The following is a 23,475-nucleotide window of genomic DNA, read 5'->3' on the forward strand; positions in this document are numbered from 1 at the left end:
CGTCCAAGGATAAGAAACTCAACCCTATCATGCGCCCCGCCGAGCTCTGTCAAGACCGAGGTTGGTTGTCCACAAAACACCGATGTGAGATGTCCACTTTTCACCGATGAGATTGTACAGTCTGTTGGGTTAGATCGCCACATCCGTGGTGCCCTCCCCGAGTTCGGCGGCCGAAGAGACCAGCCTTCTTCTTTTCCCGCAGTCGATAACTCTCGCCTTTGATGTTGAGCGTCGTCGCATGATGCAGGAGACGATCCAGGATCGCCGTGGCCAGGACCTGATCGTGGAAGACCTCGCCCCAGTCCGCGAAGCTCTCGTTGCTTGTGACGATCAAGCTCCCGCGCTCGTCGCGGCGGACCAAGAGCCGGAAGAACACATCACAAAATGGTGTCAGCAACTGCATGCATGTTTGGGGTCACATGTTTGGGGTCAGCAACTGTCTTGTCTGTCAAGAGCCAACCTGGGTGTTTTGTGATTCACCCGTGAAAAATCTTCGCACACAATTGCCCGAGGAACGACGATCTCCATCGCGTCCAAGCTCTCCTATGCCCTGACACCCGCCATGTCCACTCCCTGCTGCCACGGCTTCCGATGTTTGAGCAGCGCGTTTAAGATGACCAGCAGTTTGCGCATGCACGCCGTCAGCGCCAACTTCTTGGCCTTCCCCGCCTGACAGAGCCGTTGATAGAACGCTCGAATGAAGGGATTGAAACGGGTGGCCACGATCGCCCCCATATACAGCACGGCGCGAGCCTGAGCCCGGCCTCCCCAAATCGTGCGTTTCCCACGCAGCATTCCGCTATCGCGACTGAAAGGTGCCACGCCCACCAAGGCCGAAATCTGCTTGTGCGTCAAGGTGCCCAACTCCGGGACGGTCGCAAGGAGGGTGGTGGTGAGCACGGGGCCGACACCGGGAACACTCCGCAGTAGCTCGTCTTTCTCCCGCCAGATGGGACTCTGCCGAAGGTCAGCATAGAGTTGGGGTCAGGCATGCGTATTGACTTATTGCAACTCCACTCGCTATGTTCTCCCCCATGGCCCGCATGCCACGACTCGATTTCTCTGGCGGGTTCTATCATGTCTTCGCCCGCGGCAATCGCCGCACCACGATCTTCCATGACGACGCGGATTCCCGCGCCTATCTGGAACGCCTCGAGCGCTATCGCCACCGCGTAGGCGTGACACTCCACGCCTACGAATAGTTCGCACGCTTTCTCATCCGTCGAGGTTACTGCAATCGGCGGATTTCTTCGTAATGCGTGGACACAGTCTGTCCGAGTGCCTGCCGGAGGTCCTCTCCTTGATACCAACGGTTCGCCACCTTTCGGAGGCGCGAGGCGAGTCCTCCGTCGCCAAGTGTCGACTCAGCCCACTTCACAAAATCTTCTCGACAGTCGTGATGCTCCAAGCTTTCTAATGGGGACGGAACTTGGCTCCCGTACGGGGCGCAAGGCTCGCATCAGCTCGGCAACGTAATGACCTCGGAGGGTCACCGGATATTGGCTGAGATCGAGAACGAGAGATACCCCTCCTTCCTCGATGAGGGAGGCGACGGCGGAGGGTGAGGGAAGGGTCGCTCGGTCGCCGCTGATCGAGACGAAAGGGGGCAGCACGCACAGCCCACGAAAGTCTCCTTCGGGATCGATGAGAAGAACCTGATAGTCTTCATGGTGAAGTCCTTCTGTGATCAAACCGACCATCCACGACTTGCCGGTGGCCGAGTTGCCGAAGACTCCCAAATTAAGACCGGCTAGCCATGCAGCAGGGATATGGATGGCTGTGCCGGATTCTGCCTGCCCTAGCAAGATCGACCGCTCACGTGTGAGCGGGATATCGAGGAATTTCCCGCCCAATGAATACGCCTTGAGGGCCTGGAGCTGTGGCAAGGACATCCGCTGTTTCGATGACGGCAGGAACGGCATCGGCCACGGCGACCGCACCTCAGCCAGCGTCAGTATCGAGAGGTCGTTTTCTGCGTCGCCGAATGCTGCGAGGTTTCTTGAAGATAGACCGCACAGAGCGAGCAATCGTTCCAAACCCGAACCTTTCATCGCCCCTGGCAGCAGCACCATGACCGCTCAAATGCCGACCAGAATCCGATGTGCACTGATCGCCTTCATCGCGTGCACCACATCCTCGTACGACACAGCAGGGACGTTCTTCCCTTTAGCCTCCTGCGCTACAAGCAGAAAATCGTTCATCGCAATGATTCCCCGGAGCACTCCATCCTCATCCACCACCGGAATTCGTCTGACCCGCTCCCGCTTCATGATGTCCAGAGCCATGTGGACATCGTCGGTCGGTCGGCAGGTGTATGCCTTCCCCGACGTCGTTTCCCACACAGTGATCTCGGACGGGGGCTTGTTCTTGGTAGCCGCAGCCACACAGATGTCGCGATCCGTAATCATTCCCACTACCTGACCGTTGATCCTCACGACAGGGAGCGCTCCACAGTCGCTGTCCCACATCATTTTGGCTGCGGTAGCCAGATTGGTGTCGGGGCTGCAACACTGGGCATCGCTGGTCATCATATCTTGGACTTTCATGTGAGACCTCCTTTCATAAAGACAAGCTTCTGGTTTTGTGAGGGGTCTCTTTAGCCGTCATTGCCTGTTCACTGCCGTTGTAGCTTGGATCAACTGACCGAAACTGTCGGTCAGGACGTTATTCACAAGTGCAATGAAAAAATATGGGCAAGAATGGAGCCATGAGAGGCGAGTCCTATGACCGGCGCAACTAGTTGAAATCAGTCGGCCTTGACGAAACAGATGCTTTTGTCGAATGACCTCCCGTGAGGAGATCCGCTACAACGATCAACTCCAGGATGTCGCCAAAGGACACAGGAATCTTCAGACCGGAGAGTTCTCGTCCTATCCCTTTATGGGTTCAACGCCCCACCGGTTATCCGATGTCGGCGAGTTTGCTCTGCAAACACTCACTCATCCTCATTCAAAACGCATCAGGAAAGGCGCAGACACCCCCAATTGCTTCTTGAACCGGGGGAAACGATTTGTCCTTAAAAACGATGAAGTCAGGGTCGGAACAAAGTCACGCAAGCTCGAACCGGCGGTGAAATGCCGGAAGAAGGTGATTCTCTATTCGACCGACGATTGTGTCGATACCCCTCTGATTGATCAGGATGAGCGCTATGGTCTCTCCTGCCTGTTTATAGGAAAAGTCGGGCAAGGAAGCCTGGTACGGCGTCTTGGCGGTTTCGTCACGAACCGTCATGAGTAATATGGGCTAAGGCGGTTGATTAATCGTGAGGCAGCAATCGAAGGACGGCGAGGGACCGTGCTTCAATCTCATAGTGGTTCCCTCCCCTGATCAGGCCGGCCTTCTTGGGATGGAAGCTACTCGTGGACGTGTCGAGCAAGGGCTGCCAGCGTACGCCGCGTTTGTGTGCCGGAAGGGTAAAGGTGAGCGGCGTGTGGTGGGCGTTCAGGAGGATCAGGAGCGTATCGTCCGTGATGGGCCGGCCCTTCTCGTCGGTCTCGTCGATCGCGTCACCGGCCAGGCGTAAAGCGAGTGACTTGACATACCCCGCGTCCCAGTCCGTGTCGCTCATCTCTTTCCCGTCCGGTCGGAACCAAGCCAGATCCTTGACCATGGACCCGCGGAGGCGGCGGCCCTGGAAAAAACGCCGGCGTCGCAGGACGGGGTGTTGTTTGCGGAATGCGATCATGTTGCGCACGAAGGACAGTAAATCGCGCTTGGCCTGGTCCACCTTCCAGTCGTACCAACTGATCTCATTATCCTGGCAGTAGGCGTTATTGTTGCCTTGCTGCGTCCGGCCGATCTCGTCGCCTCCGGAGATCATCGGCACACCTTGCGAGAGCAGCAGCAACGCCACGAGGTTCCGTTTTTGCCGTTCGCGGAGCTCGGTGACGGCGGGATCGTTCGTGGGACCCTCCGTCCCGCAATTCCAACTGAGATTATCGTCGGTCCCGTCGCGGTTCTCCTCCCGATTGGCTTCATTGTGTTTCGAGTTGTAGGAGACGAGATCGTGCAACGTGAATCCATCGTGCGCGGTGACGAAATTCACGCTGGCGAACGGACGTCTGCCGCTTCCTTCATACAGATCACTGCTGCCCGTCAGCCGGTAGGCCAATTCGGCGACCTGTCCCCCGTCCCCTTTGACGTAGCGTCGGATGCTGTCGCGATATTTGCCGTTCCACTCGGCCCAGCCGACAGGGAAGTTGCCGACCTGATAGCCCCCCTCGCCGACATCCCACGGTTCGGCGATCAGTTTGACCTGAGACAGAACGGGATCCTGATGCAGGATGTCGAAGAAGGCGCTCAGCCGGTCGACTTCGTGCAGTTCCCGCGCCAGCGCCGACGCAAGATCGAAGCGGAAGCCGTCGACGTGCATCTCATTCACCCAGTACCGCAAACTGTCCATGATCAGTTGCAGCGTGCGCGGGTGTCTGACGTTCAGCGTGTTTCCGCAACCGGTATAGTCGACGTAATAACGCGCGTCGCCCGGCACCAGCCGATAGTAGCAAGCGTTGTCGATGCCACGAAAACACAGGGTCGGTCCGAGGTGACTGCCCTCGGCGGTGTGGTTGTAGACGACGTCCAGGATCACCTCGATTCCCGCGCTGTGGAGGGTTTTGACCATCGTTTTGAACTCGCGCACGTGACGTCCCCTCACGGGAGACACGGCATATCGAACATCCGGGGCGAAGAAGCCGAGCGTGTTGTACCCCCAATAGTTGGTCAAGCCACGATCCTCCAAGTTCCGGTCGCGGACAAACCGATGCACCGGCAACAACTCGACTGCCGTAATGCCAAGGTCGACCAAGTGGTCAAGCACCGCCGGAGTGGTCAGGGCGGCATAGGTCCCGCGCATCCGATCCGGCACATCAGGATGCTGAGCGGTGATGCTCTTGACATGGACCTCATAGATGATGGTCTTTTCCCAGGGTGTTTTAAGCTGGCTGTCGCCTCCCCATGTGAAGGCCGGATCGATCACCACGCACTTGGGCATATTCGCCGCATTGTCGCGCTCATCGAACGAGAGGTCCGCATGAGGGTCGCCGATGTGGTAACCGAACATGGCGTCCGACCAATCGATCCTGCCGGTGATGGATTTGGCATAGGGATCGATCACCAGTTTGTTGGGATTGAACCGGTGCCCTTCTTCAGGCTGATAGAGGCCGTGCACCCGATAGCCGTAGTGTTGCCCCGGCCAGAGTCCCGGGATGTAGACATGCCAGATCTGATCGGTACGCTCTTCGAGACGAATCCGGTGGGATTCTTTCGGAGCGTCCGGCCCGTCGAAGAGGCAGAGCTCCACGGCCGTTGCGTTCTCAGAAAAGAGCGCGAAGTTGATCCCTTCTCCGTCCCACGTCGCACCAAGTGGATAGGGATGGCCGGGCCACGTTCGTATGGACTGTCCTGCCACCATCGCGTTTCCCTGTTCCGTCCGACTCCGATAGCTGTACCTTAACTATAGTAGCGGGCCGGCGCAAGTCTGGCTCCTTACCATGCACTCAATGCCTCGATCCGCTCTTGGATTAAGGAGCCTCGTTCAGGCAAACTGAAGAAAAGGTGGTCTGATGGATTCACAAATCTGCAGCGCGTGGCGACTGGATCTGGGCGCGAACCTCATCGGTCCGTCGACAGTCCGGTTTCGACTGTGGGCTGCGCGCGCGAAGCATGTCTCCGTGCACGTGCTTGATCGAGGACATAAGCCGATTCCGATGGAGCCGCAAGAGCAGGGCTATTTCGACCTCACGGTCGAGGGTGTGCGGGCGGGGGACCGCTACTGGTACGTCTTGGACGGCGAGAAAGCCCTGCCTGATCCGGCCTCGCGGTTCCAGCCCGAGGGCGTCCATAAGGCTTCCGCCGTGATCGATCCCGATGCGTTCGCTTGGACGGATCGGGGCTGGAGAGGGCTCGCGTTCAAAGACCTGATCATCTACGAACTCCATACCGGAACATTTACACCGACCGGCACATTCGAGGCGATCATCCCTCACCTAGAGTATCTCAAGCAGGACGTGGGAATCACGGCCATCGAACTCATGCCGGTCGCGCAGTTTCCCGGCACAAGGAACTGGGGCTATGACGGAACCTACCTGTATGCACCTCATTCAACCTACGGCGGGCCGCAGGGCCTCAAGACACTCGTCGATGCTTGTCATGCCGCCGGATTAGCGGTCATTCTAGACGTGGTCTACAATCATCTTGGGCCCGAAGGAAACTATTTGGCCGCGTTCGGTCCCTACTTCACCGATCGTTACCGCACACCCTGGGGCGACGCGATCAACTATGATGGAGCCGACAGTGACGAAGTCCGGCACTTCATCGTCAGCAATGCGCTGTACTGGGTCACCGAATACCATATTGATGCGCTCCGGCTGGACGCAATCCATGGGATTTACGATTTCGGCGCGACCCATATCCTCCAAGACCTGGCTGCGGCGGTGCACGATCAGGCCGCCCGGCTTGAGCGGCGGATTTTCGTGACAGCGGAAAGTGCGCTCAATGACGCGCGGGTCGTCACGCTTCCCGAGCAGGGAGGGTATGGAATGGATGCCCAATGGAATGATGACTTCCACCACGCACTCCGGACCGTGCTGACGAAAGAACGGGCCGGATACTATCAAGATTACGGCGGGCTCAAACATCTCGCGAAAGCCATGAATGACGGGTTCGTCTACTCCGGGCAATATTCCCGGTACCATCGGCGTCGTCACGGAAATTCGTCGACATCTTGTGCTCCATCGCGCTTCATCGTGTTCTCACAAAACCATGATCAGATCGGGAACCGGGCGTTCGGCGACCGCCTGAGCACCCAGGTTCCCTTCACGGCGCTCAAGGTCGCGGCCGCAGCCGTCCTGTTGTCCCCCAACATTCCGTTGCTCTTCATGGGCGAAGAGTCCGGCGAGACAGCGCCCTTCCTCTACTTCATCGATCATGGCGACTCGGCGTTGGTCGAAGCCGTGCGTCGGGGGCGACGGGCGGAATTTGCATCGTTCGCATGGGAGGGGGAGATTCCGGATCCCCAGGATCCTCTCACATACGAACGGTCGCGCGTCACAATCGACGGTCCGTTGAATCCTTGTCGGGCCGCCATGCTGAAGTGGACCAGGGAGTTGATCGGTCTCAGAAAAGCGATTCCATCACTGGGCGCGGGCGGCGCCCACCCCAGGTATCATGTCCTGGCTCATGAAGAAGAAAACATGTTGGTCGCGCATTGTCGGGGAGGACAAGGGCCAGATGCCTTGGTCGTCCTCAGTTTCAACAACGCACCGGTGTCAGTGCTTTTGCGGGAGCCTGAGGGGCGCTGGCTTCTTCGATTGGACTCCACAGCACATGAGTTCGGCGGCGACGGGCAGGAACGCCTTCCGCAGGAGATTGTCATCGTGCCGGTGGGCGTGACCCTTCCTCTTCAGGCCTACGCCGTCGCGGTGTTTCTGCGGAAGACGTGACGCTCGTACCCTTATGACGGACATGTCCACAAGCGAGCCCTCCGTACCGGTATCCACGTACCGGCTGCAGCTCAATCGAGGGTTTCCGTTCAAGGCGGCGACCGCGATCGTCCCGTATCTGTCTGCCTTGGGTATTACGGACTGCTATCCCTCGCCTTATCTGAAGGCGACGCCCGGTAGCGAGCACGGCTACGATGTGGTGGATCCCACCGCGCTGAATCCTGAGCTTGGCACCGAAGACGAGTATCGCGAGTTCATCCGCACGCTGCACGCACACCAGATGGGCCACATCCTCGACGTCGTACCGAACCATATGGGAATTGGACGGTCAGCGAATGCCTGGTGGTTGGACGTGCTCGAGAACGGGCCCAGCTCGCGCTTTGCGCCTCTGTTCGACATCGACTGGCATCCGGTCAAGCGAGAATTGGAGAATAAGGTGCTCCTGCCGATCCTCGGTGATCTCTATGGAACGGTCCTGGAGAATCAGGAAATTGTCCTGGTGCATGAGGAGGGACGGTTCTTCATCAAGTACTATGACCATCGGCTGCCTGTCGGGCCGAAATCGTCGGCGATGGTGCTCACGCACCGCCTCGATGAACTGATCGCCGAGGCGGGAGCCTCCCCCCCCCATGTGCAGGAGTTGCAAAGCATCGTGACGGCTCTGCGCAATCTGCCCGCCAGCACGGAAACGGATCCGGATCGTGTGGAGGAGCGGAACCGGGAGCGAGACATCATCCGGCAGCGCCTCGCCACGTTGGTGCGGGATGGAGCGACCATTGCCAGATTTCTTGATGACAACATCCGGATCTTCAACGGGACGAAGGGCGATCCGCGCAGTTTCGATCCGCTCGATGTCTTGCTCAACGATCAGATGTATCGACTGGCCGACTGGCGGGTGGCGGCGGAAGAAATTAATTACCGGCGGTTTTTCGACATCAACGAGTTGGCCGCCGTCCGGATGGAGGACGATGCGGTACTTCAGGCGTCGCACGTGCTGGTGTTCCGGCTTGTGAAAGAGGGTACGGTGACGGGGCTCCGTATTGATCACGTGGACGGCCTTTCCGATCCCGGTCGGTATCTGCGTGAGTGGCAGACGTGGGCCCAACGCGAGTTAGGCCGCCCTTTGTTCGTCGTGGTCGAAAAGATTCTCGGCAAGGACGAGCCGCTGCCAGAAACCTGGCCCGTCTCCGGCACGACCGGCTACGAATTCCTGAATCTGATCAACGGCCTCTTCGTACAGACGACCCACGAACGGGCGATGAACGAGACTTATGTCCTGTTCATTCGCCGCCGTATCTCATTTGAGGACCTGGTCTACGAATCGAAGAAGCTGATCATGCAGGCATCCATGGCCAGCGAAATCAATGTCCTTGGACACCGATTGAACCAGCTGTCCGAACGCGATCGCCGATCGCGTGACTTCACGCTGAACAGCCTCACCAACGCCATCCGCGAGATCATCGCCTGCTTCCCCGTGTACCGGACTTATATCGCGGAGGGTCCCGAGCCTCTGTTGGATCGAGACCGCGCATTTATCCGTCTGGCCGTGGCCAGGGCCAAGCGACGAAACCCCGCGCTCAGCGGGCGTGTCTTCGACTTCGTCCGATCCTTATTGCTGAAGGAATGGGATGAGCGGACCAGTCAGGATCGCCGGGAACAGCTCCGGTTCGTGATGAAGTTCCAGCAAATGACCAGTCCTGTGACGGCGAAGGGCATCGAAGACACGGCCTACTACCTGTACAACCGGTTGGTGTCGTTGAACGAGGTCGGAGGTAATCCCGAGTTGTTCGGTGTGACGGTCACGGCCTTTCACAAACATCTCCGGGAGCGACAGGCGCGCTGGCCCTTCTCGCTTTCGGCCACTTCCACCCACGATACGAAGCGGAGCGAGGATGCGCGGGGGCGCATCAATGTGTTGTCGGAGATGCCTCGAGAGTGGCGGGCCTGCGTAAATCGATGGGCGAAACTCACCCGGAAGTGCAAAGTCGACGTGGAGGGACAACTCGTCCCCGATCGTAACGAAGAGTATCTACTCTACCAAACACTCGTCGGCATCTGGCCCCTCAGGCCCCTCGATGACGCACAGTACCGTGCGTTCTGCGACAGAGTTCAGGGCTATATGAACAAAGCACTGAGGGAAGGCAAGGCCCATACGAGTTGGGTCAATCCCGACCAGGCCTACGAGGAGGCGATGCGGCAATTTGTCGACGCGATCCTCGACCGGGGCGGGCCCAATGCCTTTCTGGACGAATTCCTTCCGTTTCAGCGGCGGGCCGCTCAGTGGGGGATGTGGAATGCGTTGTCCCAAGTGGTGCTCAAAACAACGGCTCCCGGCATTCCGGATTTCTATCAAGGGTCGGAACTTTGGGATTTCCACGTCGTTGACCCGGACAATCGTCGTCCGGTGGACTATGAGATGCGCGCTTCCATGCTGAACGAATTGCAGTGCAGGCTCGCGGAGTGCGGCTCAGATCTGCGGCCGTTGGTTCGAACCCTGCTCGCTGAACGCATCGACGGAAGGATCAAGCTGTACACGACGATGAGTACTCTGCATTTCCGTCGGGACAACCGCTCACTTTTTCATCAGGGGGAATACATCCCGCTCGAGGGTTACGGAACCAAGCAGGAGCATTGCTGCGCTTTTGCCCGTCTCCACCTGGAGCGGGCGGTGGTGACCGTCGTTCCGCGCCTCGTGGTATCGCTGACCGGCGACGCCATGAGATTACCGGTCGGATCGGATGTGTGGGGAGACACCTATGTGGCCGTGCCATCCTGGAGGCCGGATTCGGCCTATCGCAATCTCTTCACCGGCGAGAGGCTGTCGACTCAGACAGTCGAAGGTCGCCAAATGCTGCCGATGGCGGATGTATTATCTGAATTTCCTGTCGCCCTGTTGGAGCGCCTGACGTAGGAGCGGGGGAGCGCCCTGCAACTTGCCGTCACGGGGGGGTGGCGATGATGCAGCCGTGATCTTCCCGCCTTGCTCGCGAGGAGGGGAGTCCGTACTACGGCTCGACCATCCATCAGGTAATAAGCGGAGATTTGTGGCTGACGACATTCACAAAGTCCTACCGACATGTCACCTCCAACGATTGCTCGATGCCTTGAGTGCGAAGGGATATCGAGTTGTCGGGCCCACTGTGCGTGACGGGTCCGTCGTGTGGGAGCCAATCCGGTTCGTGTCGGATTTGCCGATCGGCTGGCGTGATCACCAAGAACCAGCTCGCTATCGGCTTGAACAGACTGGATCCCAAGACATATTCGGGGTCGTCCATGGACCGCAATCGCTGAAGCCGTTCGTCTTTGCGCCGCGCGAGCCGCTCTTGAAGATTGAGCGGACGAAAGACGGGTTCGCCACACGTCCGATGACTCCTCAACCGGAGAAGGTGGCGGTCATCGGGGCTCGCGCCTGCGATCTCGCCGGGCTCGCCGTTCAAGATCGGATTTTTCTGAACGATGCCTATCGGGATCCTTACTACGCGGCTCGCCGTGAAGGACTCTTCCTAATCGCCGTGAATTGCACCAGAGCATTGAGCACTTGTTTTTGCGCATCCATGGAGACTGGTCCTCGCGCTAAAACCGGCTTCGATCTCGCTTTGACGGAAGTGGACGACCGACTACTCATCCAAGTGGGCAGCGAGGCCGGCCGTCATGTGCTGGAAGGTATCTCACTGTCTCCCGCTTCGGATGAACTGATCGGCGAGGGGGCGACCTGCATCGACACCTGTGCTCGAAGTCAAGTCCGCCGACTGGATCACGCTCGCTTGCCGCAAGCGCTCTACGATGCCCATGAGCACCCACGATGGGACGATGTGGCGGGGCGCTGCCTCGCTTGCACGAATTGCACGATGGTCTGTCCGACTTGTTTTTGTCATACAGTAGAAGAGACGCCGGACCTTTCGCACCAACAAACCGCGCAGGCCAGATTGTGGGATTCCTGCTTCACCCAGGAACATGGGTATATCCACGGCAAGAATATTCGCCCAACGATCAAGGATCGCTACCGCATGTGGCTGACCCATAAGCTCGCCTCGTGGATCGATCAATTCGGCATGTCCGGCTGCGTCGGCTGCGGTCGATGCATCACATGGTGCCCGGTCGGAATCGATTTGACTGAGGAGTTGTCGGCTTTGCTGACATCGGGAAGCCGGTCGTCGGTGACCAGCCCACAGGTAGAAGGATCGTAGCCGGCGTGTCGAAGGCTGATTCAATAGTAAACCCCTATGCCATCCATCCGGCGACTATTGTCGAGAAGCTCCGGGAAGCCGAGGACATCAACACCTACCGCTTGCAGTTTGTCGACGAGCCGATGCAGCGCCGCTTTCGATTCAAGGCCGGCCAGTTCAATATGATTTATTTGTTCGGAGTCGGCGAGGTGGCGATTTCCATCGTTTCGGACCCGGATCAGCCGGAGTTTTTGGACCATACCATCCGAGCTGTCGGTCGAATCACCAAAGCGATTGCCGGTCTCCAGCCGGGGGACGTCTTGGGCGTCCGAGGCCCGTTCGGACAAGGTTGGCCGCTGGAGGAGGCGCGCAGCCGCGACGTCGTGATTGTCACGGGCGGCCTGGGTTGCGCTCCGGTGGTAGGGGCCATCGAGTACATCTTCCGTCGGCGAGCGCAATATGGGTCCGTCAAAATCCTGCACGGCGTCAAGGCGCCGCACGATCTCCTCTATCGCGAGCGATTCGATGTATGGCGGCGCTCTCCTGATACAGAAGTGTTGCTGAGCAGCGACCAACCGGACAAGAGTTGGAGGTATCACATCGGCGTGGTGACAGAGCTGTTCGAGCTGGTATCGATCGACCCGCTGAAGACCATTGTGCTGATGTGCGGACCCGAGATCATGATGCGACTGGGCGTACCTATCCTAATAAGGCGCGGCATTCCGGCGACTGCCATTTACGTCTCGCTGGAACGCCACATGGAGTGCGGGATCGGTCTCTGCGGCCATTGCCAGATGGGTCCGTACTTTGTATGCAAAGACGGTCCGGTCATGCGGTATGACCGAGTCGAGCCTTGGTTAGGGCGGACGGGAGTGTGAGGCGAAGCGATGCGCAACCCTGATGAGCGGCAACGGCCAAGACTGGCCGTAGTCAAGTTCGCCTCCTGCGATGGTTGCCAGCTCAGCATCTTGAATCTTGAAGAAGACCTGCTTGCTTTAGGTCGGATGCTGGACATCGCCTATTTTCCTGAGGCTTCCAGCGACATGAGGCCGGGCCCGTACGATATCGCTCTGGTGGAAGGATCGATCACAACCGCGGAGGACGCCCATCGCATTCTCGCCCTGAGAGAACAGGCGAAGGTGTTGATCACGATCGGGGCCTGTGCGACGGCTGGCGGTATTCAATCGTTGCGGAACTGGGCCGATGTCGAATCGTTCAAGCGCGCAGTCTATCCCAGCCCGGAATATATTCAGAGCCTCAGTACATCTACGCCTATCTCGGAACATGTCCATGTGGATTTCGAACTGTGGGGCTGCCCGATCGATAAGGATCAACTCCTGCGAGTCATCATCGATCTAGTCGCAGACGTCCAACCTCGTCTACCGGCCGACAGTGTATGTCTGGAGTGCAAGCGACGGGGAAATGTTTGCGTGCTGGTCGCGAAGGGGCTGCCTTGTCTCGGGCCGGTGACCAGGACCGGCTGTGGAGCGATTTGTCCGGGCATGGGTCGCGACTGTTATGGCTGCTTCGGCCCAAGCGAAGGCGCACGAAAGGGACCCGGCCTTCCGCCCAACACGACCTCGCTTGCCAGGCACTTCCACAGCGAACTGCAACTTATTCCGATCGAGGTCATGCGCCGATTTCGTGGCATCAACGGCTATGTGTCGCCCTTTCGCGCGGAGAGCGATATCTGGGAGAAAAAACCGTGATGCACACAAGGTATCCTGCCGGCGAGGATTGAGGGCACAATGCCTGAAGAAACAGCGCAGACGAGGACTATCGCCGTCGACATGGTGGCGCGCGTGGAAGGCGAAGGCGCACTCCGTGTGACGGTGAAAGGCGAAACCGTCCAAGACGTGGAGCTCAGGATCTTCGAGCCGCCGCGGTTTTTCGAGGCATTCCTGCGGGGACGACATTACGAGGAAGTGCCGGACATCGTCGCTCGGATCTGCGGTATCTGTCCGGTTGCCTACCAGATGAGTGCTGTGCATGCGCTCGAACAGATTTTCGGTTTTCGTGTCGAGGGGGCAATCCGTGACCTGCGCCGGCTTCTCTATTGTGGAGAATGGATCGAGAGTCACGCGCTGCACGTCTATCTACTACAGGCTCCAGACTTTCTTGGTTACGACAGTGCCATTTCAATGGCGAAGGATCATGCGACCCTGGTCACCCGAGGCTTGCGGCTCAAGAAGGCCGGCAATGCGATCATGACCTTGCTTGGTGGCCGTTCTGTTCATCCGGTCTCCGTGAAGGTCGGCGGCTTCTCGCGAGTGCCGCTGCGGCGTGAGCTGGAAGCGTTGAAGGATGAACTGTTATGGGCGCGCGACGCGGCGGTGGAAACCGTGCGGTGGGTCGCAGATTTCGAGTATCCCGATTTTGCGCCGGATTACAATTACGTCGCGCTCCGGCACCCCGATGAGTATCCGTTCAATGAAGGGCAGATCGTCGCCTCCAGTGGCTTGCAGATCTCTGTGAGCGAATTCGAACAACATTTCATCGAGCACCAGGTGGCCTATTCCAACGCCCTTCACTGCAAGCTGCGAGGTTCATCCTATTTTGTCGGCCCCCTCGCGCGTTTGAACTTGAATCAGGATCATCTCACGCCATGGGCCAGACAGGTCCTGGCAGACAGGCGGATCGAGCTGCCCCTGCGTAATCCGTTCCAGGGGATCATCGCTCGGTCCATCGAAATTCTCTACGCGTTGGAGGAGTCATTGCAGCTCATCGAGCGGTATGAGCCCCCGCCCTTATCGGCGGCGCCGATCACTGTGCGATCAGGTATCGGTATGGCCTGCACGGAAGCGCCCCGAGGAATTCTCTATCATCGGTACGAGGTCGACGGCGACGGGGTGATCCGTGACGTCAAAATCGTTCCCCCGACCTCGCAGAACCAATCCCGCATCGAACAGGACTTGCGCCTGTTCATGCCGCGCCTCTTGCGCCTTCCCGATAAGGAGGCGGCGCTCGGCTGTGAACGAGTCATCCGTTGCTACGATCCTTGTATTTCATGCGCGACACATTTTCTGAATCTGGAGATCAGGCGGGAGAGTGCATGAAGAATGACGGTTTCAGCTCCTCCTCCATTCGAATCATCGGCCTCGGCAATGAGCTGAGAGGAGATGATGCGATCGGTCTTCTAGCTGCCCGTCGGCTTCGACAAGCCGTAGGTAACCGCGCAGAGGTGATCGAGGCGGAGATGGCGGGGGTAGACCTCATGGAGTTGATGAAAGGGGCGCGCGTCACGATCCTCATCGATGCAGCGCGGAGCGGCCAGGCTCCGGGCACTGTCCGCCGACTCGATGCCTCGGCAGGTCCGATCGCTGGCCAGATCTTCCCTCGCTCGAGCCATGCCATCGGCACGGTGGATGCCCTCGAACTGGCCCGCGTCATGGGCGTCCTTCCTGCTACGGTTATCGTCTACGGGGTTGAAGCAGGCAACACGGAAGCAGGACAAAAGCTGTCGCCCTCGGTGGCCAGGGCGTTGGAAGAAGTCGTAGCGCGAGTCCTCCGGGAATGTGAAGGGTTCCATGCATGAACTCCATCTCATGGCTCAAGTCGTAAAGGCTGTGGAAACCAAGTTGGGTGAAACTGTGGACGGTAAGCTGTCCGCGGTGCGACTGAAAGTCAGTGCGCTGTCTCACCTATTGGCTCATGATCAGTCGGCGCTGCAGACGGCATTTATGTTGGCTGCCGGCGGCACCAAAGCCGAAGGCGCGACATTGGAGCTCATCTCCGTCCCGAGTGATGCCTGGTGTCCACAATGCAGGCGAGATATTTCGGTCACACAATCCGAAGAGGCCTGTTCTGTCTGTGGAGGACCATTCGTCGTAGGATCAATCGAGCCCGAAGTGGTCATCCACGAATTGGTGGTTAACCGATGAGCGAGGTTCTTTGTCAGCGGATACGGGTCGAGGTGGAAGGAACGGTACAGGGTGTAGGGTTCCGTCCGTTCATCTATAGGCTGGCGTCCGAGTTGGGGTTGACTGGGTGGATCAAGAACACAAGAAACGGCGTGGCGATCGAAGTAGAAGGGGCTGTACCGGTTGTGGAAACGTTTCTCCAGCGGCTGCGATCCGACGCGCCGGCCTCAGCCTCTGCCGAAGTAATAAGCACCAGCGCCATTCCGATGCTCGACGACGAGAGCTTTTCAATCGGTCAGTGCACTGAGTCGGGTCAGCGAGCTCTTGTCATCTCGCCCGATCTGGCCACATGCGCAGACTGCCGGCGCGAGCTCAACGACCCCAATGACCGTCGCTTTCGGCATCCGTTCCTCACCTGCACACAATGCGGCCCACGCTATAGCCTGCTCACAGCGATTCCTTACGAACGCTCCAATACAACCATGGCTGGGTTCGACCTCTGCTCTGCCTGTCGCGCCGAGTATACAACCGAAGCCGATCGGCGTTTTCATGCGGAACCGATTGCCTGTCCTGCTTGTGGGCCTCGCTTGTCCTTGTGGGATGAGCAGGGTCATGAAGTCGCAGATGGAGAGAAAGCTTTACGGCGGGCGTCGGCTCTGCTCGAACAAGGGCTCATCGTGGCGGTGAAGGGATTGGGTGGGTTTCAGCTCTGGGTCGATGCGAAATCTGCGGAGGCTGTCCGGCGATTACGTGATCGGAAACGAAGATTGGAAAAGCCCTTCGCCGTATTGTTCCCTTCCGTTGATGCGATCAGAGACTATTGCCTGTTGTCTTCAGATGAGGAGGCGGTGCTTTGCTCACAGCAGGCGCCGATCGTCCTGGTACGTAAGCGGCGAGATGTGGTTCTTGCCGATGCCGTGGCGCCGGGCAATCCCTATCTCGGCGTGATGTTGCCGGCGACGCCTCTCCATCATCTTTTGATGGCGTCGCTCCAGCGACCCATGGTCGCTACGAGTGGGAATCGTTCCGAAGAACCGATCGTGACTGATGAGCGTGAAGCACTGGTTCGACTCCAAGGCCTTGCTGACGCGTTCCTCGTGCATGACCGCCCGATCGCGAGGCCGATCGATGATTCGGTCGTGTTGGTGGTGTCCAGAAGATGCGGGATGGAAGATACCGGGCAAGCGGAAAAACCTCGAGGTGACGTGGTCATTCTTCGTCGGGCGCGAGGCTATGCGCCTCAGCCAATTAGATGGAGTGATGGCCCGTCAAATGGAAACGTGCAGGGTTCGATCCTTGCTGTGGGAGGGCATCTCAAGAACACAGTTGCCCTTCTTACGGGCAATCGCGTCGTGCTCAGCCAGCACCTCGGTGACCTTTCTACCGTCGAGTCGGACAAAGCCTTCCAACAAGCCGTCGAGGATCTCCAGCGAATGCTCCAGGTCAAACCTCAGGCTGTCGCCTGCGATTTACATCCGGATTATCGATCGACGGCATTCGCGAGAATGTTAAGCGAAGCCTTTCTGGTGCCTCTGGTTCCCGTGCTGCATCACCATGCCCATGTGGCCTCCTGCATGGCGGAACACAAGCTCAATGGTGAGGTGCTGGGTATCGCCTGGGATGGGGCGGGGTACGGAGGAGACGGACAGGTTTGGGGCGGAGAGTTTTTGATTGCGAGCTACCGGCAGTTCAGCCGGTTCGCGCATCTCCGGCCCTTTCGCTTGCCTGGTGGGGAAGCAGCCATGCGAGAGCCAAACCGGTCTGCCGCAGCGGTACTGTGGGAACTCATGGGAGAAGCGATCCTGGTACATCGTCTGCCTTCTTGGAAGGTGACGGAGAAGCAGCTTGCGCAGTTGGCAAGCTTACTCAGGTCCAGCATCGCCTGGCCCTGGACGACGAGCATGGGGCGCCTCTTCGACGCAGTGGCATCACTCACTGGATTGTGTCCACAGGCGTCCTTTGAAGGACAGGCGGCGATGGCAGTCCAATTTGCTGCAGAGCAAGATGTGAAGGCAGGCGGAGTAGGAGGAGAAGGATATCCGATCGATCTGGTGCCCAGTGATGGTCCTGATACCAAGCGGATGGCCGATTGGCGTCCCATGATCAGCGCCTTACTCGAAGACCTGCGCAGAGGCATTAATCCTGATAAGATTGCCGCCCGGTTTCATGCGGGTCTTGCCGCCGCAACTGTCAGCTTGGCTCAAGAGGCCGGCCTACCTCGCGTCGTCCTGACCGGCGGCTGTTTTCAGAATCGGCTGCTCCTATCACTTGTGAGACAACGTTTGGAAGCGGCAGGATTCACCGTTTATAGCCATGCGTTGGTTCCACCCAACGACGGGGGCCTGTCACTCGGGCAGGCAGTGGTCGCCGCACACCAATGACGTTCGACGAGAAAGGCAGAGCCTAGAATGTGTCTCGCGCTTCCAGGACAAGTTCTAAACATCGAAGATGATACGCTTCGCACGGCCACCGTGTCGTTCGGCGGGGTCACCAAATCCGTCTCATTAGCGTTGGTGCCGGAAGCTACAGTTGGTGACTATGTGATTGTGCATGTCGGCTTTGCCATCAGCAAACTGGATGAGGAAGCAGCGCGACGAACGCTGCAGACCTACGCCGATCTGGCAGATTCTAATCCAGATCGAGGGTTTAGGCCATGAAGCTCGACTATCATCCGGACACTGATTCGCTCGATATCGAAAGACATATGATCAACAAGGAAGGTGAATGATGAATGATAACGACGGGATGGTGTTTGTAGCCCACTGGACACACACGCCTGAGAATTGCCCGGGAAGAAGCAAAGAGGGAGCCACGATGCTCAATGAGTTCTGGGCTAAGCGTGACCTTGCCGCCAAGAAAGGAGTGAAGATCCTGAGTGCCTATGTCGCCGCCACGGAACATACCTACTACATCACGGTTCAGGCTAAGGACTATCAATCCCTCTTGGAGTTTTTCGAACCGTTGGCCCCGACCCAAACCGGCGCAATTCATCCGGTTACGACGATGGATGAATGGACGAAGCACATTGATCCGAAGGGAAAGTGATACGTGGCTCTTCATGAGTCATTGTCCTCGACCCCGCGCTTCGCCTATCAGGCTGCCTCCACTAGCGATTCCCTCCCTTTCGGCATGGAGTGGACCGCGACGCTGAGTGCCGGAATACGGGAGCTTTTGTGCAGGAGGCTCGAAGTCCTTCCGGCCGGTTCTTACAGAAAATAGGCGTTCTCTCTCCGTTCCCGTCCTGCTCCCCACAGTCGGCAGTCCTGTGCGGCCTCACCCCCCTTCAGTCGGACAAACCTAATTTGCTCGTGGCGCATACTATTGGATTGCCGTGGCTAACAAACGAAGTCGAGCATCTTCGCGAAGCTAACAGTGTACTCGCATGTCCAACTATTGAGGTATTGCGTGTAGTACAATCTCCGGCAGGCGCTTCACTCATGCTCTCATCACCGAAGTTGTTCGTGTGGCCAATGGCAGGAGAGAGTTGATGACTCACAAAACAATCGAGAAAGTGGGCCGGATCCTACTGGTATGCCTCATGGCGTCCGGTGGGTGCGCTTCGCGTGAACCTCTCGATTCGAGCTCGGATGATCCCTCATATGACCAAACAGCCATCACTAATCTCTATCGGAATCGAGCCGCTGACATGCACGAGAAGGCCAATGCGCAAGCGACGGCCGCGACGCGTTATGAAGCCCTCTTTGGACCTGAGGCGGACTTGGTCTCCGGTGCGCGCTCATTGGCAAGCTACTACGAACAAACCGCAAAAGAATTCGAACGTCTGGCCGAGGCGCATGCGTCCGTGGATCGCACTAGGCAACGCCCGACGACGGTCCCATAATCATGCAGGCTCACCGGAATGGATGACGCAAGGAAGAGGAGGAATCTATGAAACATTCTGTGAAAGCTCGTGTACTTCTTTTGCTGATCCCGATAGTGGTGCTCCTCCAGAGCTGCAGTACTACGGTTAATCCAGGCAATCGCGGGTTGCGTTGGTACCCTCTCACGGCGGGACTGACGAAGGAACCGCTCAAGGAAGGATTCTACTGGCGCGCTCCCTGGAACGATGTCTTCGTGTACGACACGAAATGGAAGACCTTCAAAGAAAAAGTGGATGTGCTGACCGCTGACGATCTCCCGGTGACTGTGTATGCCGCGATCACCATGCGCCCCATCCCGGAAGAAATATATTTTCTGGCGCAGGAAGTGGGGTATGAATGGTACAGGGAATTGGTTCACGCGCAATTATTGTCGGCTGTGCGCGCGGTCGTCGCGAACTACACCATGGTCACGCTTCCTGAGCGCAGCAGCGAAATCGGAAATAAGATCGAAGCCGTCGTGGTCGAAGCGTTAAAAGGGCGCCATCTGGACGTCTACAACGTGGCACTCTCGGAAATGGAGTTTTCGCAGATGGTGTTGCGAGCCATCGAACAGAAGCAGGCGAAGGAGCAGGAAAAAGAGCAAAAGGACTTCGAGGTGGTGATTGCACAGCGCAACGCCGAGATTGCCCGGATTCACGCGAAAGGCGAGGGTGATTCGTTGAGGATTCGCGCGGAAGGCGAGGCCGAAAGCATGAGGATCCGGGCCATAGGACAGTCGCAGGCGCAGGAGATCATCACCAAAACGTTGACGCCGGATTACTTGCGGTTCAAATTGTATGAGAGTCCCAATGCCAAAACTCTCATCGTGCCTGACAAGCTCAATGTTCCAATAATTGTCAACCCCGGAACCGATCACCCACGATCGGAGTCGCCATTGCGCTGAGTGTGCATGCGATCAATGGACCGCATCTGATGCAGGAGCCAACACAGAAGCACCGCTTCCCATCATTCGGATTTTTGGTGCGGCTACTGGCGGAGAGGGAAGCGAATCGAGGGAGGAAGTTCGATCTCTGGTTCCCGAAGCGATTGCGCTGCACATAGAGGGATTGAAAGTACAGGGTCAACCGATTCCGGCTCTAGCCTCCACAAGCGATCACGTCGAAGTAGCAGCTGCATAACATCTACGTCTTGGATTATGAGGACTACCACTAATGGCTATGCACAATCCTCCTCATCCCGGCGAGTTCATTATCCAGGTCTATCTGGAGCCCAACAATCTGAGCGGCCGCGAACTGGCCGGAAAGCTCGGTGTGGCTGCTTCAACGCTGAATCGCATTCTTACGGGTACGAGCCGTATCAGCCCTGAAATGGCGCTACGCCTCTCCAAGGCTCTTGGCCGTTCTCCGGAAAGTTGGCTTGCCATGCAGTACAATCACGATCTCTGGCACGCCAAGCGGCATGTGAAGCTCGGCAAGGTCGGGAAAGTCCGGCTCACGGCGGCGTAGAAGAACTTTGCAGCCGAGTCGGCAAGCAACTGAAAGGATCCGGGGTTTCAACCATGAAGCTCAACTATAATCCGGACACTGATTCGCTTTATATCGATCTTTCTGAAAGACCGAGCGTAGAAAGTCGCGAAGTGTCCGAGGGCGTCGTGCTCGATTACGATTCGAGTGGACGGCTGGTCGGTATAGATATCGACAATGCCACCAACAAGGTCGAACTACAAAAACTGATCCTCAGTAAACTTCCCGGCAAGATCGAAACCGACGCAGCCTAATGCCCCGCGTCCGTATAAGAACCCACGATAAATAGCCCCACGTCGTACCTCATTGAAACGCCAACAATTATGGCGTTATGCTCGAAACAGTCGGTGGCGTGTTGTAAGGTCGGAACACGGCCCATCCGTCTCTTACGCGGATCGGCCTAAACAGTGTTAGCCAGGTAAAGTGATGTCCAGAACTCAACGAGACTTTGCGGCTCGGTCAGCTGAAGAGCGAGAGTGGATGCTCGATAACACTTGGTGCGATGCATGTGGCGAGGCTGACCTGGGAATGAGCTCGCCCCAGGAGTACGACGAGAATGGTCGCGTTTATCTGGAAGGGCGCTGTCGGAAGTGCGGGCAAGCAGTTCGGTCGGAGATCACTGAGAAGGGTGCTGGCTAACAAGTCGCTTCAGCCGATGTCGGTCTCGTTGCCTCCCTCTTCGTCTACCGGTGCTGATCTTCAACGTTAGAACTTTAATGACTATTGATTCATATCTGAAGAAGCAGACAGAGATCGTAAGGTGGATCAACAATCACCTCGCTCGCCCCTTCTCTGTGGATCGGAAACGCCAGCTTGCGCTTGCATGCTTCGACCTCGCGATTGAACATCATGCAGGAATATGCTTGCTTTGCACATCCAAGCTGTACGGCCCACTGTATGCCCTCTTAAGAGTTGAATTTGAGGCGCTCGGAAGGGGCCTATGGCCATCTCACGTTGCCACGGACGAGGATGCTAACCGGTACGAGAAGGACGAACTGGATATTGGATTCGGCACCTTACTTAGTCTGGTGGAATCCCAGGTTGGCTTGCCGAACGGTCCGTTGTCCACACTCAAGTCCAAGCACTGGTCGATCTTCTGCAGCTTCACGCATACCGGATATCAGGCGCTTGTTCGCAGAGTCACGCAGACGCACACAGGTCCCATAAACTATCCTGCAGATGAGGTGATCTCCGCTCTCAGCCTGGCGGGGACTTTTGCACTACTTGCGGCAACGCAACTCTCCACCATGGCTGGTGATCAAGACTTGGTCGACACTACGCTGGCCAAAGCGAGAGAGTATGCGAGTTGAGCGTTCTAAATAGCGGTTTGAGTGGGAGCTCCTACACAGGAGATTTTTGCCCACTGGTGGGTTCCATCTTCGCTGTGCTCGAAAGCCGCCGGTGGGCTTGGTCGTCCGGCGGACATGTATATTGCAAGGCAAAGTTGAGATTCCCGTGTGGCCCTGAATTACCGTTCTGGTACTTCTTGGCTGATTGAGCTCGATTAGATTCTTAATAATGGTGATGTAAGGAATCACGATCATGAAGTACGTGGATGAATTTCGCGATCGCGCTGTGGCGACTGCGTTGGCGGAGTGGATCAAGAAGACGGTGCGCCGGCCTTGGACGATCATGGAGGTCTGCGGGGGGCAGACCCATGCGATTGTGCGGTTTGGGCTCGACAGCCTGTTGCCGAAGAACCTTGAGCTCGTTCATGGACCTGGCTGTCCGGTCTGCGTGACTTCAGTGTCGTTGATCGACCAGGCCGTCTGCATCGCATCATTGCCGGGAGTGATCTTCTGCTCGTTCGGCGACATGTTGCGTGTTCCCGGCTCCCGTGGGGATCTGTTTGGAGTAAAGGCGGCAGGCGGAGATGTCCGGATCATCTACTCCCCGCTGGATGCGCTCGAACTGGCTTGCAAAAATTCCGATCGCGAGGTTGTCTGTTTTGCCGTAGGCTTCGAGACCACTGCGCCGGCCTGGGCCATGGTGGTCACGCAGGCGAAGCAGTTGAGCATCACGAACTTCAGTCTGGTGATTGCTCACGTGCTGGTGCCACCGGCGATGGAGGCAATCCTCTCGTCGCCACAGAATCGGATTCAAGGCTTCCTGGCCGCAGGTCACGTTTGTACCGTGATGGGCTATGAGGAGTATGAATCCATCGCGCAGCGATATCGAGTCCCGATCATCGTGACCGGGTTCGAGCCGCTCGATGTTCTCGAAGGGGTGGCCATGTTGGTGAGTCAGTTGGAGGAGGGACGCGTCGGGGTTGAGAATCAATACGCACGATCGGTCAGCCGGGAAGGGAACCGACAGGCCAAAACGATCGTCGGACAGGTGTTTGAACCGACTCCTCGTGCTTGGCGAGGCATCGGCGAGATTCCCGCGAGCGGCCTCCGTCTCAAATCTGCTTACCGTGCTTATGATGCCGAGGTAAAGTTTCAGCGGGAACTTGCACAGCTCACCGAAGGCATTGAAGATCCAGAGTGCCGGAGCGGGCTGATTCTTCAAGGACTGCTCAAACCAATGGACTGTCCAGCGTTCGGGACTCGCTGCACACCGGAGCAGCCGTTAGGCGCGCCAATGGTGTCGAGCGAAGGGGCCTGTGCCGCCTACTATCGATACCGTTCCCGCGCCACAGCTAAAGCCTAGACGGGAAGAGCGAG

At 57.7% G+C, this 23,475-nt stretch carries 23 protein-coding genes and 1 pseudogene; 19 read left to right on the top strand and 5 right to left on the bottom strand.

All coding sequences use genetic code 11. The features are described from left to right. Nucleotides 1-100: 100 nt before the first annotated feature. Nucleotides 101-376 (bottom strand): annotated as a pseudogene (locus tag P0120_17135) (ATP-binding protein). Between the two features lie 167 nt (nt 377-543). Further along, nucleotides 544-927, bottom strand: coding sequence for a transposase (locus tag P0120_17140; protein ID MDF0676035.1), 384 nt, complete (start codon nt 925-927; stop codon nt 544-546). Between the two features lie 107 nt (nt 928-1,034). Between P0120_17140 and P0120_17145 the strand changes: the two genes are divergently transcribed. After that, nucleotides 1,035-1,202 (top strand): transposase, encoded by a 168-nt coding sequence (locus P0120_17145; protein MDF0676036.1) that lies wholly within the window; start codon nt 1,035-1,037, stop codon nt 1,200-1,202. 162 nt (nt 1,203-1,364) lie between these two features. On the opposite strand, the gene P0120_17150 is transcribed toward P0120_17145, so the two are convergent. Together P0120_17150 and P0120_17155 are read right to left on the bottom strand one after the other, a co-directional pair. Beyond that, complete coding sequence (locus P0120_17150; GenBank protein MDF0676037.1) at nt 1,365-2,072, bottom strand: HAD hydrolase family protein; 708 nt, start codon at nt 2,070-2,072, stop codon at nt 1,365-1,367. 6 nt (nt 2,073-2,078) lie between these two features. Next, nucleotides 2,079-2,546, bottom strand: coding sequence for a CBS domain-containing protein (locus tag P0120_17155; GenBank protein MDF0676038.1), 468 nt, complete (start codon nt 2,544-2,546; stop codon nt 2,079-2,081). A gap of 235 nt (nt 2,547-2,781) precedes the next feature. Between P0120_17155 and P0120_17160 the strand changes: the two genes are divergently transcribed. Beyond that, nucleotides 2,782-3,237, top strand: coding sequence for a hypothetical protein (locus tag P0120_17160; GenBank protein ID MDF0676039.1), 456 nt, complete (start codon nt 2,782-2,784; stop codon nt 3,235-3,237). Nucleotides 3,238-3,256: 19 nt separating this feature from the next. On the opposite strand, the gene glgX is transcribed toward P0120_17160, so the two are convergent. Beyond that, entirely contained in the window at nt 3,257-5,410 is a 2,154-nt protein-coding gene (gene glgX / locus P0120_17165; protein ID MDF0676040.1) for a glycogen debranching protein GlgX, read from the bottom strand. 151 nt (nt 5,411-5,561) lie between these two features. Here glgX and treZ point away from each other — a divergent pair, with 151 nt between their 5' ends. The 17 genes from treZ to hypD all read left to right on the top strand — a co-directional run bounded on the left by treZ (nt 5,562) and on the right by hypD (nt 23,461). Continuing rightward, nucleotides 5,562-7,439 (top strand): malto-oligosyltrehalose trehalohydrolase, encoded by a 1,878-nt coding sequence (treZ, locus tag P0120_17170; GenBank protein ID MDF0676041.1) that lies wholly within the window; start codon nt 5,562-5,564, stop codon nt 7,437-7,439. A gap of 22 nt (nt 7,440-7,461) precedes the next feature. Further along, on the top strand, nt 7,462-10,350 hold the full coding sequence (treY, locus tag P0120_17175) for a malto-oligosyltrehalose synthase (protein MDF0676042.1): 2,889 nt from the start codon (nt 7,462-7,464) through the stop codon (nt 10,348-10,350). Nucleotides 10,351-10,483: 133 nt separating this feature from the next. Beyond that, nucleotides 10,484-11,626 (top strand): 4Fe-4S dicluster domain-containing protein, encoded by a 1,143-nt coding sequence (locus tag P0120_17180; protein ID MDF0676043.1) that lies wholly within the window; start codon nt 10,484-10,486, stop codon nt 11,624-11,626. A 5-nt stretch (nt 11,627-11,631) separates the two neighbouring features. After that, nucleotides 11,632-12,483 carry an FAD/NAD(P)-binding protein gene (locus P0120_17185; GenBank protein ID MDF0676044.1) on the top strand — a complete coding sequence of 284 codons (852 nt, stop codon included), beginning with the start codon at nt 11,632-11,634 and terminating at the stop codon, nt 12,481-12,483. Between the two features lie 9 nt (nt 12,484-12,492). Beyond that, complete coding sequence (locus P0120_17190; GenBank protein MDF0676045.1) at nt 12,493-13,314, top strand: hypothetical protein; 822 nt, start codon at nt 12,493-12,495, stop codon at nt 13,312-13,314. Between the two features lie 39 nt (nt 13,315-13,353). Beyond that, complete coding sequence (locus tag P0120_17195) at nt 13,354-14,661, top strand: Ni/Fe hydrogenase subunit alpha (GenBank protein ID MDF0676046.1); 1,308 nt, start codon at nt 13,354-13,356, stop codon at nt 14,659-14,661. After that, the gene (locus tag P0120_17200) at nt 14,658-15,140 is read left to right on the top strand and encodes a hydrogenase maturation protease (protein ID MDF0676047.1); all 483 of its coding nucleotides are present in this window, start codon (nt 14,658-14,660) and stop codon (nt 15,138-15,140) included. Before P0120_17195 ends, P0120_17200 begins: the two co-directional genes overlap by 4 nt. Then, nucleotides 15,133-15,486, top strand: coding sequence for a hydrogenase maturation nickel metallochaperone HypA (locus P0120_17205; GenBank protein MDF0676048.1), 354 nt, complete (start codon nt 15,133-15,135; stop codon nt 15,484-15,486). The genes P0120_17200 and P0120_17205 overlap by 8 nt, the downstream gene beginning before the upstream one ends. After that, on the top strand, nt 15,483-17,846 hold the full coding sequence (gene hypF / locus P0120_17210; GenBank protein ID MDF0676049.1) for a carbamoyltransferase HypF: 2,364 nt from the start codon (nt 15,483-15,485) through the stop codon (nt 17,844-17,846). Before P0120_17205 ends, hypF begins: the two co-directional genes overlap by 4 nt. Before the next feature lie 27 nt (nt 17,847-17,873). Then, a complete protein-coding gene (locus P0120_17215; GenBank protein MDF0676050.1) occupies nt 17,874-18,122 on the top strand; it encodes a HypC/HybG/HupF family hydrogenase formation chaperone in 249 nt (82 codons plus the stop codon). A gap of 67 nt (nt 18,123-18,189) precedes the next feature. Further along, nucleotides 18,190-18,510 (top strand): hypothetical protein, encoded by a 321-nt coding sequence (locus P0120_17220; GenBank protein MDF0676051.1) that lies wholly within the window; start codon nt 18,190-18,192, stop codon nt 18,508-18,510. Nucleotides 18,511-18,952: 442 nt separating this feature from the next. After that, nucleotides 18,953-19,306 carry a hypothetical protein gene (locus P0120_17225; protein ID MDF0676052.1) on the top strand — a complete coding sequence of 118 codons (354 nt, stop codon included), beginning with the start codon at nt 18,953-18,955 and terminating at the stop codon, nt 19,304-19,306. Nucleotides 19,307-19,353: 47 nt separating this feature from the next. Beyond that, entirely contained in the window at nt 19,354-20,229 is an 876-nt protein-coding gene (locus P0120_17230; GenBank protein ID MDF0676053.1) for a prohibitin family protein, read from the top strand. A gap of 268 nt (nt 20,230-20,497) precedes the next feature. Beyond that, a complete protein-coding gene (locus P0120_17235; GenBank protein ID MDF0676054.1) occupies nt 20,498-20,791 on the top strand; it encodes a HigA family addiction module antitoxin in 294 nt (97 codons plus the stop codon). Nucleotides 20,792-20,844: 53 nt separating this feature from the next. Then, entirely contained in the window at nt 20,845-21,063 is a 219-nt protein-coding gene (locus tag P0120_17240; protein ID MDF0676055.1) for a DUF2283 domain-containing protein, read from the top strand. 609 nt (nt 21,064-21,672) lie between these two features. After that, entirely contained in the window at nt 21,673-22,119 is a 447-nt protein-coding gene (locus tag P0120_17245; protein MDF0676056.1) for a hypothetical protein, read from the top strand. A 232-nt stretch (nt 22,120-22,351) separates the two neighbouring features. Then, nucleotides 22,352-23,461 carry a hydrogenase formation protein HypD gene (gene hypD / locus P0120_17250; GenBank protein MDF0676057.1) on the top strand — a complete coding sequence of 370 codons (1,110 nt, stop codon included), beginning with the start codon at nt 22,352-22,354 and terminating at the stop codon, nt 23,459-23,461. Nucleotides 23,462-23,475: the final 14 nt, after the last annotated feature.

Origin of the sequence: Nitrospira sp., assembly GCA_029194675.1 — a bacterium.
Classification (GTDB): domain Bacteria; phylum Nitrospirota; class Nitrospiria; order Nitrospirales; family Nitrospiraceae; genus Nitrospira_D.

What these genes read in the sequence shown, in the direction of transcription:
- P0120_17145 (MDF0676036.1), top strand. Translation starts at nt 1,035, where the DNA reads ATGGCCCGCATGCCACGACTCGATTTCTCTGGCGGGTTCTATCATGTC.
- P0120_17150 (MDF0676037.1), bottom strand. Translation starts at nt 2,072, where the DNA reads ATGGTGCTGCTGCCAGGGGCGATGAAAGGTTCGGGTTTGGAACGATTG.
- P0120_17155 (MDF0676038.1), bottom strand. Translation starts at nt 2,546, where the DNA reads ATGAAAGTCCAAGATATGATGACCAGCGATGCCCAGTGTTGCAGCCCC.
- P0120_17160 (MDF0676039.1), top strand. Translation starts at nt 2,782, where the DNA reads ATGACCTCCCGTGAGGAGATCCGCTACAACGATCAACTCCAGGATGTC.
- glgX (MDF0676040.1), bottom strand. Translation starts at nt 5,410, where the DNA reads ATGGTGGCAGGACAGTCCATACGAACGTGGCCCGGCCATCCCTATCCA.
- treZ (MDF0676041.1), top strand. Translation starts at nt 5,562, where the DNA reads ATGGATTCACAAATCTGCAGCGCGTGGCGACTGGATCTGGGCGCGAAC.
- treY (MDF0676042.1), top strand. Translation starts at nt 7,462, where the DNA reads ATGTCCACAAGCGAGCCCTCCGTACCGGTATCCACGTACCGGCTGCAG.
- P0120_17190 (MDF0676045.1), top strand. Translation starts at nt 12,493, where the DNA reads ATGCGCAACCCTGATGAGCGGCAACGGCCAAGACTGGCCGTAGTCAAG.
- P0120_17195 (MDF0676046.1), top strand. Translation starts at nt 13,354, where the DNA reads ATGCCTGAAGAAACAGCGCAGACGAGGACTATCGCCGTCGACATGGTG.
- P0120_17200 (MDF0676047.1), top strand. Translation starts at nt 14,658, where the DNA reads ATGAAGAATGACGGTTTCAGCTCCTCCTCCATTCGAATCATCGGCCTC.
- P0120_17205 (MDF0676048.1), top strand. Translation starts at nt 15,133, where the DNA reads ATGCATGAACTCCATCTCATGGCTCAAGTCGTAAAGGCTGTGGAAACC.
- hypF (MDF0676049.1), top strand. Translation starts at nt 15,483, where the DNA reads ATGAGCGAGGTTCTTTGTCAGCGGATACGGGTCGAGGTGGAAGGAACG.
- P0120_17215 (MDF0676050.1), top strand. Translation starts at nt 17,874, where the DNA reads ATGTGTCTCGCGCTTCCAGGACAAGTTCTAAACATCGAAGATGATACG.
- P0120_17220 (MDF0676051.1), top strand. Translation starts at nt 18,190, where the DNA reads ATGATGAATGATAACGACGGGATGGTGTTTGTAGCCCACTGGACACAC.
- P0120_17225 (MDF0676052.1), top strand. Translation starts at nt 18,953, where the DNA reads ATGACTCACAAAACAATCGAGAAAGTGGGCCGGATCCTACTGGTATGC.
- P0120_17230 (MDF0676053.1), top strand. Translation starts at nt 19,354, where the DNA reads ATGAAACATTCTGTGAAAGCTCGTGTACTTCTTTTGCTGATCCCGATA.
- P0120_17235 (MDF0676054.1), top strand. Translation starts at nt 20,498, where the DNA reads ATGGCTATGCACAATCCTCCTCATCCCGGCGAGTTCATTATCCAGGTC.
- P0120_17240 (MDF0676055.1), top strand. Translation starts at nt 20,845, where the DNA reads ATGAAGCTCAACTATAATCCGGACACTGATTCGCTTTATATCGATCTT.
- hypD (MDF0676057.1), top strand. Translation starts at nt 22,352, where the DNA reads ATGAAGTACGTGGATGAATTTCGCGATCGCGCTGTGGCGACTGCGTTG.